Source organism: Kocuria salsicia (assembly GCF_007681555.1).
In the GTDB taxonomy this organism is placed as follows: Bacteria; Actinomycetota; Actinomycetes; order Actinomycetales; family Micrococcaceae; genus Kocuria; species Kocuria salsicia.
In genome coordinates, this window is sequence record NZ_VELE01000012.1 from 36,222 (window position 1) to 50,618 (window position 14,397).

Here is a 14,397-nt window from a genome sequence, read left to right on the forward strand (position 1 = left end):
CCCGCTCATCAGCCACCGCTGCACCAGGACATTGCAAACACTGTGGGCCACAGCAAACTATCTGCTGCCTATGGACGCATTGCAGTAGAGGGGTGACTCAACCGTCCCTTCTCCCTTTCATACTCAGCTGCACCATGACCACTATTTGAGTTCGGTCAGTTCACCGGGTCGGGTTCGACGCCAGCGACGGTGGCGGGTTCGGCGGTCAAAGTCTCAACAGGCCGCGGGGGACTGCCACCGCCTCCTCAGACACCTGCGAGGCGCAGGTGGCCTCCAACTGCACGGCAAACACGGTCTCATCCATCGCCTTCACGTCCTGACATGTGGGGGAAAACAGCCACGCTCAGCGGTGACTGACCCCCTCATGGCATCATGAAACATGATGCTCGTCAAGAGGGTTAAGCATCACGGTTCATGAAGCGCCCAGGACCATAAACCCTAGTAACCTAGGGGTTACTGAAGTGCACCTGAAACCCACGAGATACAGCAGATCGGAAGGCCCCACCATGGACTACGCCACCCTGGCCGCGACCACCGCCCGTCTGGGGTTCCGCCCCCAGGACGTGGCCGAGACCGTGGGCATGGACGCCCGCCGGTTCCGCCGGATCCGCACCGGCAAGTATGAGGTGCCCGACTGGCTGGCCGAGAAGGTCACCTCCTGGGCCCAGGAGGTCGATGCCGACGCGGACACGGCGCTGGGCCTGCATCTGGCCGAGCACGAATCCACTGGGGGGCCGGTGACCCTGACCCGCTACCCCGCCAAGGGCTTTTTGGCCCGGGCCGAGCACGGCGTGAAGGCCACCAGTGTGGAGACCTGGGATGCCTACCTCGCACTGATCACTCTGGGACTGGACGCCGCCGGGGTGCCCTACACCTTCACCACCCGGAGCTGGGCGTGAGCGCACCCGGCTCCGACTACACCCCGGCGGCCCTGGCGGTGCTGCGTTCCCAGCTGGGATTGAGCATTAAAGACCTCGCCGGTGTGGCCGGGGTCAGCGAACGCCGCGCCCACGCCTGGCTGGCCGGCACCGGGCACCCCTCCCCCGCCGCCGCGGCCCGCCTGGACACCGCCCACCGCACCTTCCAGCAGCAGCTACGCGAGCGCCTGGCCGTGCTCCTGCGTTCGCGGACCCGCCCGGTGGTGTTGAGGGTGGCCGGTGAGGACGAGGTGGCCCAGGTCGCGGCCCTGGCCATGGTCTTGGAGCTGCGCGGGATCCCCTACCGCCTCGAGGACACCACCACGGTCTGAGTCCTGCCCCGTCGGGGTCGGGAACGCGGGGGCTGTGGTGATGAACCGTTCGCAGGTGCGCACGATGTGGTCATAGGCTGCCGCCGCGGTCACCGCATGCTCCTGCTGCATCTGCTCGCGCACGGCCCGCGCCTCGCGCGCCACCACGTGCAACTCGGCTTCCAGCTGGCCCATCGGGATCACTGGCCGATCGTGGTGATCTGGTGCGGGACACCGGCAGCGTCTAGGGCGCGCAGGATCAGCCCGAGGTGATAGTCCCAGGCCTGGATGGAGGAGGCGTGGGCGCCGATCTCCTTGGGCAGCAGGGCGTGCTGCGCGTAGCGGGTCAGCTGGGCCGGTGCCTGCTCGGTCTCCCAGGCGGCGGTGGCCTCGGCCACCGTGTTGGCCACCGCGGTGGTGGTCTCCTCCCACCACGCGCTCACGACTTCCCCCACATGCTCGGGCACCTGGCCGTGGCCGTTGAGCACCTCCCGGGCGCGCCCGTCGAGCTCGGTGAAGATCGAGTCCAGGTCGCGGGCAGTGAAGCCGAGCAGACCGGTTTTCAGACGGAACTCGTCCGGGCTCACTTGACCCCCTCCTTCGCCTCGCCCACCTGCGCGGCCCAGGTGCGCAGGGTGTCCTCACCCCAGGCCTGAGCTGCGGGGGAGGCCATCAGCGCCTCCGGGGCCAACGGGTGGGCGCGCAGGGCCTTGTTGAAGTCCCCCGGGGCCATGCCCAGCAGCTTCGCGGCCTCGGTGTGGGGGTAGAGCTGCACCGGGGTCGGCTTGCGGCGCTTGATCGGGGTCTCCGTGGCCTCCGCCCACTCGTTGAGGCTGGCCGCGGTCCAGGCCCTCTCCGTGCTGGGGGTGATCAGCACCGCATCCGGGGCCAGGGGGTGCTCAGCCAGCAGCCGCTCGAACCCGGCGGCGGTCAGGTTCATCAACCCCGCCGCATCCCCCAGACCGTAGAGCCCAACCGGACGAGGAGTGTGGGGGGCAGCCACCTGCTCACGCATCGACGCCAGCCACGCCTTCAACGTCGCCGGCTTCCACACCGGCGACGGCTCCCCCTCCGGGGACCGTCTCACCCACGCATCCGCCGGGATCTCCCCCCGAGAGCGCCGGTAGACGTTGAACGTCGGGTACGGGATCCCCAGGTACTGCGCCGCCGCCTGAGGCGGGTAGTAGCTCTGCGGCTCCCCCACCTCAGTCTTGCCCCAGTTCTTCACGGTCTCCGCCGTCCACACCGGCTGCGGTTTGCGATCCGCGCTCGCTGGTACGAGCACGGCGTCGGGGTCTTGCTGGCCCTTGGCCACCCAGATGTTGAAGTTCGCACGGGTGACCCCGAGCAGGGCCGCGGCGGCCCCGGGGGAGTAGTAGGTCGGTGTGGTGGTCATGGTGTGCTCCCGTCTCCGTGTGGTGATGTATCCATACAATACACTTTAGTTAGATAGTTGTCTTTATTGTTTTGCCATGTTGTACTTGGCCAACCTCGTAGACCGTCAAGGAGCAACCCATGGCCACCACTCCCCGCCCCTCCACATCCACCGCGGACAGAGCCCTGAGCTCTCTGGGCCACATCGCCCAGACCATCGCAAACCACCCCCTCACCATGTGGGGCATGGCCGCAGCCCTCTGGGCGCTCGGGTTCCTGGGACCCACCCGCCAGGCTGTGAAACTGATGCTTCACCCGCTACCTGACGGGCAGCTGCCCTGGACCACCAACCTCGAGGTGGCCGTCGGCACCGCCTTTGTTGCCGTGGTGAACGTGGTACTGACCTGCGCCATGCTGAAAACCTGGGGGTTCTCACTCACCAACGCCGGCATCCTGCCCCGCCGGGACCGCCGGGAGTGGTTCTGGATCCCCGCAGCCTGCCTCATGGCCTGCGGCGCGAACCTCATCAAATCGGTGATGACCGATCGCGCCCTGGCATGGTTCCCCGAGCACACCCACCTCTACCGCTCCCAGGCCACCACCGACGAGGCGCTGCCCAGCCTGCTGGTCACCATGCTCACCGCCGGGCCATCCGAGGAGATCGTGCTGGTGCCGGGCCTGATCCTGCTGCTGGTCGCAGGCCGCTGCCCACTGTGGCTGGCGACCACCATCGCCGTCGCCGCCCGCACCGCTTTCCACCTCTACTACGGGGCCCCCGTCGCCGCCGGGGTCATCGTGTGGGCCCTACTGCTCGTGGTGATCTGGCAGGTCACCGGCAGCGCCCTCGGCGCAGTAGCAGCCCACATGCTCAACAACCTCATCGCCGCCATCTCCCACGCCCCGGGCACCAGCACCGACGCCTGGGAGAGCGCCTTCACCTGGGTCAGCGTGGCCGGGCTCGTCCTCATGATCGCGCTCATCCCCCACGCCATCCGCACCCTCCGGGGACTGAAAGCCACCTCCACCCCCGGGCACCGCAACACCCACCTCACCCACTGCCCACCCCTCGCCGCCAGCTTCCACCCCACCCTCACCAGGAAGGCCACAACATGACCACCCCCGCACCAGCCCACCCCACGGTCGCCACCATCAACCCCGCCGGTGACCTCACCCTCACACGCCTGGCACCCGCCCCAGCAGGACACCCCTGGCACCACGGCCTACACCTGGCCCGCCACGGGGCCGGCACCGAATTCTGGACCCAACCCACCCCCGGGGACACCAACCTCACCGCCACCGAGCTCGCAGACGCCCTCGGCGCCGGACGCCTCACCGGCCTACTCACCGGCCCCGTACTCATCTGCGGCACCGGCGGCACCAAGACCTCCCCCGCACCCATCCCACCCCTGGCCCTGGCCCTGCACACCCCCATCACCACATAGCCCCCCGGCGCTCGCGGGGAGGGGGTGGAGCCACCGGAGTTGTGGGAACTGGTGTTCTACTCGCCGTCTTATGCGTGTCGAATGCGTGTTCTACCCTGTGGGCATGACCCACCCTCTGCCCGTGCAGGCTGCGCGCCCCACCCTGGTCCAGGCCGTGCTGCTGCGCGTACCCGCGGGATTCCCCTCCCCCGCCCAGGACTCCTTCGATGACGGGCGCATCGACCTCAACGACGTGCTGATCCGAGACGTGAGCTCCACGTTCATCCTCCGCGTCACGGGGGACTCCATGGAGGGGGTGGGGATCTACGACGGGGACGAGGTGCTGGTGGACCGCTCCCTGACCCCGCGCGACGGTGACGTGGTGATCGCGGTGGTGGACGGGGACTTCACCATCAAGACCCTGCAGATCCACCACCAGCAGGTGGTGCTGCACCCTGAGAACCCGGCCTACCCCGATGTGGTGGTCGGCGGGTTGTCCGAGCTGGTGGTCTGGGGTGTGGTCGTGCACTCCATCCGGCACCTGCGCCCCGTGGGGCGCTCGGCATGATCGCACTGGTGGACGTGAACAACTGCTACGTCTCCTGCGAACGTCTCTTCGACCCGTCCCTGATCGGCAAACCCACCGTGGTGCTGAGCAACAACGACGGATGCGTGGTCGCCCGCTCCGCCGAAGCCAAGGCCCTGGGGATCCAGATGGGAGACCCCTGGTTCAAGATCGCCGCCGACGCCCGCCGGTGGGGCCTGCAGCGCAGATCCTCGAACTACCCGCTCTACGCCGACCTCTCCCAACGCACCATGAGCCTGCTGGCCCGCTACGCCCAGGCCCAGGAGATCTACTCGATCGACGAGTGCTTCCTGACCCCTCCCCCCGGGCACACACGCGAGCTGCTGACCTGGGGCCGGCAGCTGCGGCGGGTGGTAGCGCGCAACGTAGGGCTGCCCGTCAGCGTGGGCATCGCCCCCACCAAGACCCTGGCCAAGCTGGCCACCGAAGCGGCCAAGAAGATCCCCGCCACCGGGGGCGTGGTGCACTGGGAGAACACCCCGCCAGGCTTCTGGGACCGGCTCATGGACACCCTGCCAGTCACCGAGGTGTGGGGGGTGGCCGCGCGCACCGCCCGCCGCCTGGCAGCCCAGGGGATCACCACCGTCGCCGAGCTGCGCGACGCTGACCCGGTACGGATCCGCGACCGGTTCTCCGTGGTGCTGATGCGCACCGTGCTCGAGCTCAACGCGGTGCCGGCGATCCCCGTGGAAGAAGAGACCGCCACCAAGCAGCAGATCCTGGTCTCCCGCTCCTTCCCCGAGCCAATCAAGGATCCCGCCCTGATCGCAGAGGCGGTGGCCGATTTCGCCCAGCGGGCCGCGCGCCGGCTGCGCAAAGGGGACCAGGAAGCCGCGCGCCTGACGGTCTTCGCCGCCACCTCACCCCACCGCCCAGGCCCTGACCACCACCCCAGTGCGCACCTGAGGCTGCCTGCTCCGACCCACGAGCCCGGGGTGCTGGCGGCGGCGGCCCGCAGGGCCTTGGAGCCGCACCTGGTGCACGGGATCCCGTACATGCGCGCCGGGGTGATGTGTCTGGAGCTCACCGACACTGGTGCTGCCGCGCCCCTGCCCGGCACCGTCCCCACCACTGCGCCCATTGGGTCCCTGATCGACGCCGTCAACACCCGGTTCGGTACCGGCACGGTCGGCTTGGGCCGATCCGCGACCAGCGCCCCCAGGCCCTGGGACAACCATCAGGCAGCCCTCTCCCCCGGCTACACCACCGACTGGAACGCACTCCGCACCGTCAGCTGATCTTCCGCGACACACCTTAACGACGCCCTATGAATTAGCGACGTCGTAAGGCATACTGAGCCCATGACCACCGAAATCCGACGCCAAGGACGGAAGATCGGCAAGTTCGACCGAACCACGCTGTACTTCCCGCCTGAACTCAAAGCCGCCTCCCAGAAGGCAGCCCACGCGTCGGGCATCACCCTGTCCGCCTGGATCGCCGCGCTCGCCGCCCGTGAGCTCGATATGCCCCAGTACGACTTGACCCAGACCGCCCAAGAATGACGGAAGGCGGCCCCCTGCCAGGGACCGCCTTCTAAGTCTTGAACACCGCTCCAGCGACCAAACTCTCGCGGTGTTCCGATAACAACCAAGGTTCCTCATGAGATGCCACCTAAAGCACCCAACGAGGTGTTGCTATGTCTAGGCTACCAGCAGACTTAGTGACACCACTAGCCCCATCAACCCCAGTGGAGGCACGGGAGTTGAAGGGGGCACAAACCCCCGCAACCCCCATCCGTCGTCGGCCTGTGTGCCGCGGTGCCCAGCGGTTTCCGGTCACCGAGTCCCACACCCCCCGTGCGCGCACGGGCAAGTCCTGGACCCCGGACCCGGCAGAGGGTGCGGAGGCGCGGGTTCCGTGCTGGTGGTCCCGTGACCAGTGGATCCAGGCCGTGGTCCAGGACCTGACCACAGAACTCGGTGCACAGGTGCTGCGCACGCACCGCACGTGTGCGGCCCGGGTGCAGGCTGTGGCCACCGAGGATGCCAAGACTGCCGACACCACCACCGGGCGCAACGTGCGCACCTCCCACGCCACCGTGGCCAAGGCGCTGCGCTGCAGCGTGGACACCGTGCGCCGGGCACGGCGGGTGCTGCGTGATCTCGGGTGGGCGGTGGAGATCACCCGGGGCCGGTACATGACGCAGGCCGAACGGATCCTGGCCAGTCTCCACAAGGACACCTACCAGAACCGGTTCGCCTCCAACCGCTCCCTGACGATCCCCGCCCGAGCACGAGCTGTGCACCCCTACCCCGAAGGGGTTAAGAATTCCTCTCACAAGCCTTCTCGTGTTGTACCCAGCGCCCGCTCACGCGGGGCCGGTACGCGGAAATCCCAGCCGAAGACATCACGCGCTGCGCGCTCGTGTGTGCCGGTAGGGATCCAGAAGCTCACGGCGCGACTGGTGAACCGACTGCCCTGGCTGGACCGCGGGGATCAGCATCTGCTGGGGCTGGCCCGTTCCTTGGCCCGGTGCGGGGTCAGCGAGGAGTGGACTACCCAGGACCTGCTCAACGCCATGGAGGCCGATCACCGGTCCCATGGGCTGCTCACCCTGGCCCCGAACAGCCAGTCCAACCCCCGGGCGTTGTTCATCCACCAGCTCACTCGCGCGATCTCCGGTCTGGAACCCCCCGCCAAGGCCAGGGCGCGGGCTCGCGCCGCCCGTGCTGCTGCCCGTGCTGCAGAGGCCCGCCAGAAGGCCACGGCAGCGGCTGGCAAGAAGCCGATGCCTGCCTGGTTCCGTCACGCCGTGGAGCTCGCCCGGGACACCGCCAGCACCGACGGTGCCGCCATGGTCGCGTCACAGCCGTCCACGCACCGCCAGCAGCTGAGCCCGTCGATACAGTAAGGGGCGGGCGGTTTGGTCGCCGCCCATCTGCCGGCTCCTCGCCCGTTGCGCTCGAGGTTTTCTTGCGATTTCCCTCGACTCCGCAGCACCGCGAACCCGGCACTGTGTGGCCCTCACCTCGGTGGGGGCCACACTGCTGTGCCCCGCCCCTGACCCCGGGGTTGATGGTGCCCGTGGGGTCCTAAACCCCAGTGGTGTTTTTGGGGGTAAAAACCTCCTTGCATGCCGAAACCCCCACAACGGTCACAACCCCACTGGAGGCGACAACCCCCGCAACCCCTTACTGGTCACTAGGGGTAGTGGGGAAGTCGATAGGTGTAGGTGCGCCCCTCCCGTGGGCCGCGGAGCAGTGCCCCGGTGGTTACCAGCTGCTCGATCCCGGCCTGGACGCTGCCCCGGCTGACCCCGAGATCGCGCGCGAGCTGAGCATGGCTGACAGGCCGGGGGAGTTCGGTGTCCAGCACCTGCTCCAGTTCCCGGGCCACCCGCTGGGCCGTGGGGGTCAGCCCCACCGTCCGGGACGCCGGAGGCACCCTCGGGCCGCACCGGTAGGTGATCACCCGCCCGCGCTTGGGCCCGGCCACCAGCCAGCCGGAGCGGCACAACCGCTGCAGAGCACGAGCCACCGACGCCCGTTCCACCCCCAGCTGTGCGGCCACCGACGCGGCGGGAACCGGTACCCACTCACCGGAATCCAGACGAGTAGCCAGCACCACCAGCACCTGCAGCTGGGCGGGTCTCACCGCCGGATCACCCGCAGCCTGGGCCAGCGCTTCCCGGGTGAGAAAGCGCTCAGGAGCTACCGAAATTGTGTGCGTCATAGACACAGATACTATCGGCTTAGACCGCCGGATCACCCGCAGCCGGGGCCGCCGGCACCCGCGATGCTGATGCCAGGACGGGGGCGCCCCTGGGGGGCGGGCAGGTGACCCGCAACGGGCGCCCGGTCTACGACAGCAGGCGGGGGACAGCCAAAGCCGATGAGGGCCAAGGGCTGCCGAGGGCCCGTTGAACGCCCCCCCTAAGACGGGGCAGGAGGGCGGGGGCCAGAGGATCATGCGCGGAGAATGGGGGTGCCCGCTGGCTCACCCCGTCCGGGGCAGGGGCACCGTTGCCCACGCCCCCCTCGGGACCCTTGAGGTCGCACGAGAGGTGGGACTAGGAGGGGGGCAGGCCCCCTGGTGTGAACCCTCCCGGAAACACCCCCAGGATCTGGTCCTGGGCACACGGCAGGGGTGGGTGGAGGCGGGAATCTTTGCCCCCCCCCCGGGGGGGCGGGACTGAGGCAACGCATGATCCTGTGGCCCTGCCCCCCCGGCGCATCCCGTCCGCACTGGGCTGGGAAGGACACCACAGAATCACCACGGGGTCAGAAAGTGAGGTGAATGTGAAGCTGGGTATGAGCATTGTTGGCCATCCGTCTCGGACGGTTGGAGGCCGCGCGCAGTGCGGCCCATGTATATGGGGGGGGTGGGGTCGATGTGTATGGGCACCTGCCCCAACTCACCCCGAAGCGCACCCCCATCGGAGCCAGCTGGAGGGGGCAGCGGAGGCACCGACTGCAGGGGATCCGCAGGGGTCACCGACCCCTGCAACACCCCCACCCCCCCCATATACATGTCCGGGCGGCACCCATATACATCCGGGCCCCGCACCCATATACATCCTGGGTTCCACCCATACACATTTAGGGTTTTTGGAGGGGGTCGCTCGCGTCCCCTGCGCTCCTCGCTTCGCGAGTTCTCGGTGTCGCGAGCGTACCATCCCGAAAAAAATCCGGCCACCCCCCGGGGGTTGTGGGGGGCGGTAGGGGCGCGGGAACCCGGGGAACCGCTGGGGCTGCAGGGGGTGAGAACCCCGTGTCGGGCTGGTGTCGGTTCGTCACTACCGATAGAGTGGTGACGAAACGACACCAGAGAGAGGGGGCGTGATGAGCACCCGACCGATCATCTACAGCACCAAGCGCATCGAGACCTTCTACGTGGACTTCACCACCGGGCGCGGGATCTCCGACGCGGGCCACACTTTCACCTGCCAGGCCTCGCGTGGGCGAAAAAACCCGACGCTGCGCGACAAGCTGGAGACGGTGGCGCATTTGGCGAACCAGACCGCGGAGAAGGCCACGATCGTGTTCACCGGCAAGGTGCCCAAGGCCGAGCCCGGCGACGACGGGCAGAGCCGCCATTGGCTGCTGGTGGACACCGGCCAGTGGGAACCGGAGGGTCATTGGCTGGGCACCCCGCCCACCGGGCGGTTCCGTCACGCGACCACCCGGAAGTACATCGAGGTGCGCACCGCCGCGGAGTGGTTCGGCTCCACTCGCCTGTCCCCGCCCCAGGCGCGCGAGGCCTTCCAGGTGCTGGACGCGGTGCTCGGGGACCTGTTCGCCAAGCACCTGCCGGCGGGCACCCAGACCGCGCTGATGAAGACCCCCGGGGCCACGGGCATGAACCTGTGGGCAGCCTCGCTGCCCAAGTCGATCACCCTGGAACCGGTCTCCGATGACATCGCCGAGGAGCTGCACGCCACCAGCGGCCAGCACCACCTCGAGCACACCGTGGCCGGTCCCAGCGCGGACGAGCACCCGGATGTGGTGCCGATGATCGACCCTAACGTGATCACCCACCTGGACAGGTTTGCCTACGTGGACGGACGGTTCATGTACGCCTCCCTGTGCAACCGCCTGGGCCTGGGGCCGGGGGTGCGGCTGAACCAGTCCAAGGCCACCGAGCTGCTGGAGGCCGACCCCTACTGCCGGGCCCGGTTCCGGGTGAAGTTCACCGTCCCGAACACCTGGCACCACATCGGAATCTTCGGCTGCCAGCACCGTGACACCGCCTCCGGTTGGTACTACCCCAACCGTCCCGGGGCCACCGGGGAGTCCTGGGCTGATGCCGCCGAGGTCTTCGTGGCTCGCAAGTTCGGGTGGGCGGTGGAACCGCTGGAGGCGGTGGTGTTCTCCAAGCAAATGCCCTCCCAGCGCAAACGCTTCCACGGTGATGACCACGTGGCCCGCCGGTCCATGACCGAGGCCAAGCCCCTGGACGCCTGGGCGAAAAAGCTCACCGACGCCCGCGCGATGCTGGCCACCGACCCGGGGCTGCCGCCGCTGATGAAGACCGCCCTGGGCGCTGCCCTGCGCGCGATCCTGATCCAGACCATCGGTAAGTTCGCCTCCCGCGGGCGCGGGATGACCCAGTACACCAAAGACCCCAAGACCATTCCCCCCGAGGCGGTGGCCTCCCTGAAACGCCTGGGCGAGGCCTACGTGTACCTGATCCCCCAGAGCATGAGCCGGCAGCAGCAGATGTACTACCGCCCCGAGTTCTCCGTGCAGGTCTGGGGCCGGGGCCGGGCAAAGGTGCTGCACAACACCACCAACGGGGTCGAGTGCGGGGCGCTGACCATGCCCGGCTCCTCGATCGTGGGCATCAACGGCGACGCGATCTACAGCTCCTACCTGCCCCAGTGGGCCCTGCCGCAGGAGCAGGGCGGGGTTGACGACGGCAAGGCCGGGCGGCTGCGCCTGCAGGGCTACCTGGATGCCCCGGTGCCCACCCCCACCACCCGCGCCGCCCGCGACACCCTGCGCGACAAGGCCCTGAAAGCCGGAGCGCAACTGAACGCGGACGCGGTAATGGACCAGGCCGCCTTCGACTTCGAGTTCACCTACCAGGACGACCAGCCCACCTCCTACACCGAGACCACCGCCGAGGAGGCGTGATGAACGATCCGAACCAGATGAGCATCGCGGAGCTGACGACCGCGGCGAAGAAGGCCTACGGGATGAGCTGGTCCCAGATGGGCCAGGCCTTCGGGCGCAGCGACCGGTGGATGCGCAAGCTGGCCAACGGTGAGTCCTCCGGCGAGACCTTCCGCGCCGGGCTCACAGAGCTCTACACCACCGGGCAGATCAGCAACTACGTCCCCCGCCGACGCACCAGGCAGGGCACGCTGATGAAAGTCCGCGGCAAGACCGGCACCGAAGCCGTGACCCCGAAAGACACCCGCGGCAAGGTCGCCCCGAAGACCAAGCGCAACACCTACGGCCACCAGACCACGTTCCTGCCCGGCGGGGCCCGTGACTCCGTGACAACCATGCCCAAGTCCCCCCGGTCCAAGAACCGGGCCAAGGGCTGGAAATCCGTGCACCAGGAAGTCCGCACCGTGGCAAAGTCCCAGGCCCACCACGACAAGCGCATGAAAGTCCGCGCCGTCGTGGAGTCCAAGGACGGGACCAGCCGGTTCTACGTGAACTTGGGGTCCAAGTCCGGTTATCACGCCTCCGACGTGCTCTCCGACGTGCGCACCGACCATGGCGGGGACTTCGAGGCCTGGGCGAATGACCAGATGCAGAAAGCCGGGGCCAGCAAGGCCGGCTCCTCCGCCCCCGAAGCCATGGGCGACTACTCCATCGTGTCCATGCAGGTCACCAGCTTCGAGGCCTCCCGAACCAAACCCGAACGCATCGCCCAGGACGCCGCCGGCACCCGCCGCCGTGGCCGGTGGGGCTAGACCCCAGGAGGACCCACACCATGGAACCGCTCGAATCCACCGACCTGCGCGCCACCGTGCGCGCCGCCCTGGCATCGACCACCACCGACCAGGGCCTGGCCGCGGAACTGGTGGCCAACGGCGCGCTGCGCACCGTGCTCGAGACCGCCACGATCCCCAGCGCCGACGCCGCCCAGCTGCTGGGGATCCAACCCGAGTCCGTGCGCAAACTCGTCCGCAAGGCCACCACATTCCCGTCCCCGGTGGTCACCGGGCGGCGGTTCGCCACCGCAGAGATCCAGAGCTACCGGGACACCCACGCCCGAGCCGCGCGGTCCAGCTCATCCGAACCCACCCCACCCGCGAACAGACACTAAAGGGGTTATTGGTGGCAAAAACTCCTATAACCCCCATAACACCATTGACCCCCTCAACCCCATTGGCTACCCTGGAGGTAAGGGAAGCAGTGGGGTCAATAACCCCTAGAACAGAGGAGACGCGATGACCGCCGTAGTAGCGATCAGCAACCAGAAGGGCGGGGTGGGGAAGTCCACCACCACCTACCATCTGGCTCGAGCAGCCCACACCCAGGGAATCCCCACACTGGTCATCGACATGGACCCGCAGGGCAACATCACCTCGTCGCTGGCAGGGGAGTCGGTCACCGAAGACCAGGCCGGTGTCGCGGATGCCCTGAGCACCCGGGCCCCAGAGACGCTGCAGGACGTTCTCGTCCCCACGATCTGGTCGAATGTGACCCTGGCGCCCACCGTCGGTGATGTGCTGGCAGTGGTGCGCGATGAGATGGTCATCGCCGGAGCCGGGCGGGAATCACGGCTCAAGGAGGCCCTGGCCTCGGTGGTGGCCGACTACGAACTAGTGCTCATCGACTGCCCCCCAAGCCTGGACCAGCTGGCCCTGAACTCGATGACGGCAGCCAGCCAGGTGCTGGTGATCACCCACCCCGGGCAGTATTCCGCCAACGGACTCGGGCGGCTGCTGGAAACGATCCAGGCGGTGCGCTCGTTCTACAACCCGCAGCTGCGGGTGGCCGGGGTGCTCATCAACCAGTACGACAGGCAGACCCGCAACGACGGCCACTGGCGTCTGGAGATCGAGCGGGCCTTGGAGACCAACGAGGTGGCGATGCTGGAGCCGCTGATCCCGAAGCGCGCCATGATCAAGGGCGCCGCCGAAGCTGGCTACGGCCTGGACGAATGGCCCGAAGCGACGGAGGAAGCCCAGCGCCTCCACGGCCTGTACTCCAGCCACCTGGCCACCCTGCTGTCCTGACCCTTCCCCGAGGAGAAGAAGAACCATGCCCGCGCCCCAGCCCCGCACGTCATCACTCACGAAGCGGCACCCCGCCGCCCCCGCCCAGACCGCAAACCACACCGAGGAAGGCCCCACGGTGGCACCTCGGGAAGAGCCCACGGTCTCTGCTCCTTCCCCGGGGGCCATCCCAGCCCAGGATTCGGGTGTCCAGGCGCCGCCTGCGCAGGCCCCCGCTGCAGAGGCCCCGGCCGAAAGCGAAGCCCCTGACCGGTCCCGCGGGGGCAGGCCCCGGACGAGGACGGTGAACGGGGAGGTCAAGCGCAAGACGAACTTCTACATCACGCCCAGCGACAAGGCTCGGGCGATGCGCGCCCAGCGCATCGGCAGCGTGTACGGCGAAGACATGGACACCTGGACCGGGTTCGTGGAGCGAGCCGTGATGGAGCTGACCAAGGAAGTCGAGCGCAAGTACAACGACTCCAAGCCGTTCTAAGGATCGGGGAGTGGGCGTGTCTTATGCCGCGTGACCTTGAGCCGGCAGGTGCTCCGCGGCCCATGCGTGCAGGTCATCTGCTGTCCAGGCCTGCGCCGCAGGAGAGACCATCATCGCCGCCGGCGCCAGCGGATGCTCCTGCAAAGCCTTCTCGAACACCGGGTGAGCGACCCCCAGAAGAAGCGCGGCCTCCTCACTGGTGTACACGCACGTGGCCCGCGGAGATCGCCTCTTGGCGTGCCGGCTGACCTTGTGCAACCACAGATCCAACGTGGAGGTGGTCCACACGGGTTTCGGCGTGCCAGTAGATCTGCGGTGAATCGTGGCATTAGCCGGGAGCTTCACCCGGGTCCGCCAGCTGGTGAACGTGGTGGGAGTAAGCCCCGTGTAGCTGATCGCCGCAGAAGGCGAGAGCAGCTGAATCGGTGACCCAGGCGTGCATTGACTCCACTGCTGGAGAGTCTCTGCACTCCATGCTGGCTGCGGGCGCCGAGAAGAGCTGGCCGTGAGGACCAGGGCATCGGGGGCTTGTCTCTCGAGCTCCACCCACTCGTTGAGGGTGAACCTGGTGACGCCGAGCAACGAGGCCGCGGCCTGACCTGTGTAGTAGTCGGGACTGCCGCACGAACAGGTGACAGTTGGGGTGTCAGGCCGCGAGGCTCACGGCGGGGTTCA

Annotated in this window: 16 protein-coding genes; 13 read left to right on the forward strand and 3 right to left on the reverse strand. The window is 68.1% G+C overall.

The features are described from left to right. The first annotated feature begins 506 nt into the window (after positions 1-506). Positions 507-899 carry a hypothetical protein gene (locus FS770_RS12605; protein ID WP_068470945.1) on the forward strand — a complete coding sequence of 131 codons (393 nt, stop codon included), beginning with the start codon at positions 507-509 and terminating at the stop codon, positions 897-899. Further along, complete coding sequence (locus FS770_RS12610) at positions 896-1,249, forward strand: helix-turn-helix domain-containing protein (protein WP_222126523.1); 354 nt, start codon at positions 896-898, stop codon at positions 1,247-1,249. The genes FS770_RS12605 and FS770_RS12610 overlap by 4 nt, the downstream gene beginning before the upstream one ends. A 179-nt stretch (positions 1,250-1,428) precedes the next feature. Here the strand turns inward: FS770_RS12610 and FS770_RS12615 are convergent, their stop codons facing one another. Both FS770_RS12615 and FS770_RS12620 read right to left on the reverse strand, forming a co-directional pair. Continuing rightward, complete coding sequence (locus FS770_RS12615; RefSeq protein ID WP_145012421.1) at positions 1,429-1,815, reverse strand: hypothetical protein; 387 nt, start codon at positions 1,813-1,815, stop codon at positions 1,429-1,431. Continuing rightward, complete coding sequence (locus tag FS770_RS12620; RefSeq protein WP_145012424.1) at positions 1,812-2,624, reverse strand: hypothetical protein; 813 nt, start codon at positions 2,622-2,624, stop codon at positions 1,812-1,814. The genes FS770_RS12615 and FS770_RS12620 overlap by 4 nt, the downstream gene beginning before the upstream one ends. 119 nt (positions 2,625-2,743) lie before the next feature. Here FS770_RS12620 and FS770_RS12625 point away from each other — a divergent pair, with 119 nt between their 5' ends. The 6 genes from FS770_RS12625 to FS770_RS12650 all read left to right on the forward strand — a co-directional run bounded on the left by FS770_RS12625 (position 2,744) and on the right by FS770_RS12650 (position 7,460). Continuing rightward, the gene (locus tag FS770_RS12625) at positions 2,744-3,715 is read left to right on the forward strand and encodes a CPBP family intramembrane glutamic endopeptidase (RefSeq protein WP_145012427.1); all 972 of its coding nucleotides are present in this window, start codon (positions 2,744-2,746) and stop codon (positions 3,713-3,715) included. Then, positions 3,712-4,044 (forward strand): hypothetical protein, encoded by a 333-nt coding sequence (locus FS770_RS12630; protein ID WP_145012429.1) that lies wholly within the window; start codon positions 3,712-3,714, stop codon positions 4,042-4,044. The genes FS770_RS12625 and FS770_RS12630 overlap by 4 nt, the downstream gene beginning before the upstream one ends. Positions 4,045-4,147: 103 nt before the next feature. Continuing rightward, positions 4,148-4,591, forward strand: a complete 444-nt coding sequence (locus tag FS770_RS12635; RefSeq protein WP_068470964.1) for a LexA family protein — start codon at positions 4,148-4,150, stop codon at positions 4,589-4,591. Then, positions 4,588-5,847, forward strand: a complete 1,260-nt coding sequence (locus FS770_RS12640; RefSeq protein WP_145012432.1) for a Y-family DNA polymerase — start codon at positions 4,588-4,590, stop codon at positions 5,845-5,847. The genes FS770_RS12635 and FS770_RS12640 overlap by 4 nt, the downstream gene beginning before the upstream one ends. A gap of 63 nt (positions 5,848-5,910) precedes the next feature. Further along, positions 5,911-6,111, forward strand: a complete 201-nt coding sequence (locus FS770_RS12645) for a hypothetical protein (protein WP_101888545.1) — start codon at positions 5,911-5,913, stop codon at positions 6,109-6,111. A 200-nt stretch (positions 6,112-6,311) separates the two neighbouring features. After that, the gene (locus FS770_RS12650; protein WP_145012435.1) at positions 6,312-7,460 is read left to right on the forward strand and encodes a hypothetical protein; all 1,149 of its coding nucleotides are present in this window, start codon (positions 6,312-6,314) and stop codon (positions 7,458-7,460) included. Positions 7,461-7,750: 290 nt separating this feature from the next. Here FS770_RS12650 and FS770_RS12655 read toward each other — a convergent pair whose 3' ends face one another. Further along, positions 7,751-8,281 (reverse strand): helix-turn-helix domain-containing protein, encoded by a 531-nt coding sequence (locus FS770_RS12655; protein ID WP_145991858.1) that lies wholly within the window; start codon positions 8,279-8,281, stop codon positions 7,751-7,753. Between the two features lie 1,109 nt (positions 8,282-9,390). Between FS770_RS12655 and FS770_RS12660 the strand changes: the two genes are divergently transcribed. From FS770_RS12660 to FS770_RS12680, 5 genes are all read left to right on the forward strand, one after another. Continuing rightward, the gene (locus FS770_RS12660; RefSeq protein ID WP_145012441.1) at positions 9,391-11,184 is read left to right on the forward strand and encodes a hypothetical protein; all 1,794 of its coding nucleotides are present in this window, start codon (positions 9,391-9,393) and stop codon (positions 11,182-11,184) included. Continuing rightward, on the forward strand, positions 11,184-11,975 hold the full coding sequence (locus tag FS770_RS12665; protein ID WP_144832539.1) for a hypothetical protein: 792 nt from the start codon (positions 11,184-11,186) through the stop codon (positions 11,973-11,975). The genes FS770_RS12660 and FS770_RS12665 overlap by 1 nt, the downstream gene beginning before the upstream one ends. 20 nt (positions 11,976-11,995) lie before the next feature. Beyond that, on the forward strand, positions 11,996-12,331 hold the full coding sequence (locus tag FS770_RS12670) for a hypothetical protein (RefSeq protein WP_145012444.1): 336 nt from the start codon (positions 11,996-11,998) through the stop codon (positions 12,329-12,331). Between the two features lie 124 nt (positions 12,332-12,455). Next, positions 12,456-13,247: a ParA family protein gene (locus FS770_RS12675; protein ID WP_068470549.1), complete on the forward strand. Its 792-nt coding sequence runs from the start codon at positions 12,456-12,458 to the stop codon at positions 13,245-13,247. 283 nt (positions 13,248-13,530) lie between these two features. Continuing rightward, complete coding sequence (locus tag FS770_RS12680) at positions 13,531-13,722, forward strand: hypothetical protein (RefSeq protein WP_068470551.1); 192 nt, start codon at positions 13,531-13,533, stop codon at positions 13,720-13,722. Positions 13,723-14,397 lie beyond the last annotated feature (675 nt).

Bases quoted from the DNA above. Each gene is read 5' to 3' on its own strand.
- FS770_RS12605 (WP_068470945.1), top strand. From the start codon at position 507: ATGGACTACGCCACCCTGGCCGCGACCACCGCCCGTCTGGGGTTCCGC.
- FS770_RS12620 (WP_145012424.1), bottom strand. From the start codon at position 2,624: ATGACCACCACACCGACCTACTACTCCCCCGGGGCCGCCGCGGCCCTG.
- FS770_RS12625 (WP_145012427.1), top strand. From the start codon at position 2,744: ATGGCCACCACTCCCCGCCCCTCCACATCCACCGCGGACAGAGCCCTG.
- FS770_RS12630 (WP_145012429.1), top strand. From the start codon at position 3,712: ATGACCACCCCCGCACCAGCCCACCCCACGGTCGCCACCATCAACCCC.
- FS770_RS12635 (WP_068470964.1), top strand. From the start codon at position 4,148: ATGACCCACCCTCTGCCCGTGCAGGCTGCGCGCCCCACCCTGGTCCAG.
- FS770_RS12640 (WP_145012432.1), top strand. From the start codon at position 4,588: ATGATCGCACTGGTGGACGTGAACAACTGCTACGTCTCCTGCGAACGT.
- FS770_RS12645 (WP_101888545.1), top strand. From the start codon at position 5,911: ATGACCACCGAAATCCGACGCCAAGGACGGAAGATCGGCAAGTTCGAC.
- FS770_RS12655 (WP_145991858.1), bottom strand. From the start codon at position 8,281: ATGACGCACACAATTTCGGTAGCTCCTGAGCGCTTTCTCACCCGGGAA.
- FS770_RS12660 (WP_145012441.1), top strand. From the start codon at position 9,391: ATGAGCACCCGACCGATCATCTACAGCACCAAGCGCATCGAGACCTTC.
- FS770_RS12665 (WP_144832539.1), top strand. From the start codon at position 11,184: ATGAACGATCCGAACCAGATGAGCATCGCGGAGCTGACGACCGCGGCG.
- FS770_RS12670 (WP_145012444.1), top strand. From the start codon at position 11,996: ATGGAACCGCTCGAATCCACCGACCTGCGCGCCACCGTGCGCGCCGCC.
- FS770_RS12675 (WP_068470549.1), top strand. From the start codon at position 12,456: ATGACCGCCGTAGTAGCGATCAGCAACCAGAAGGGCGGGGTGGGGAAG.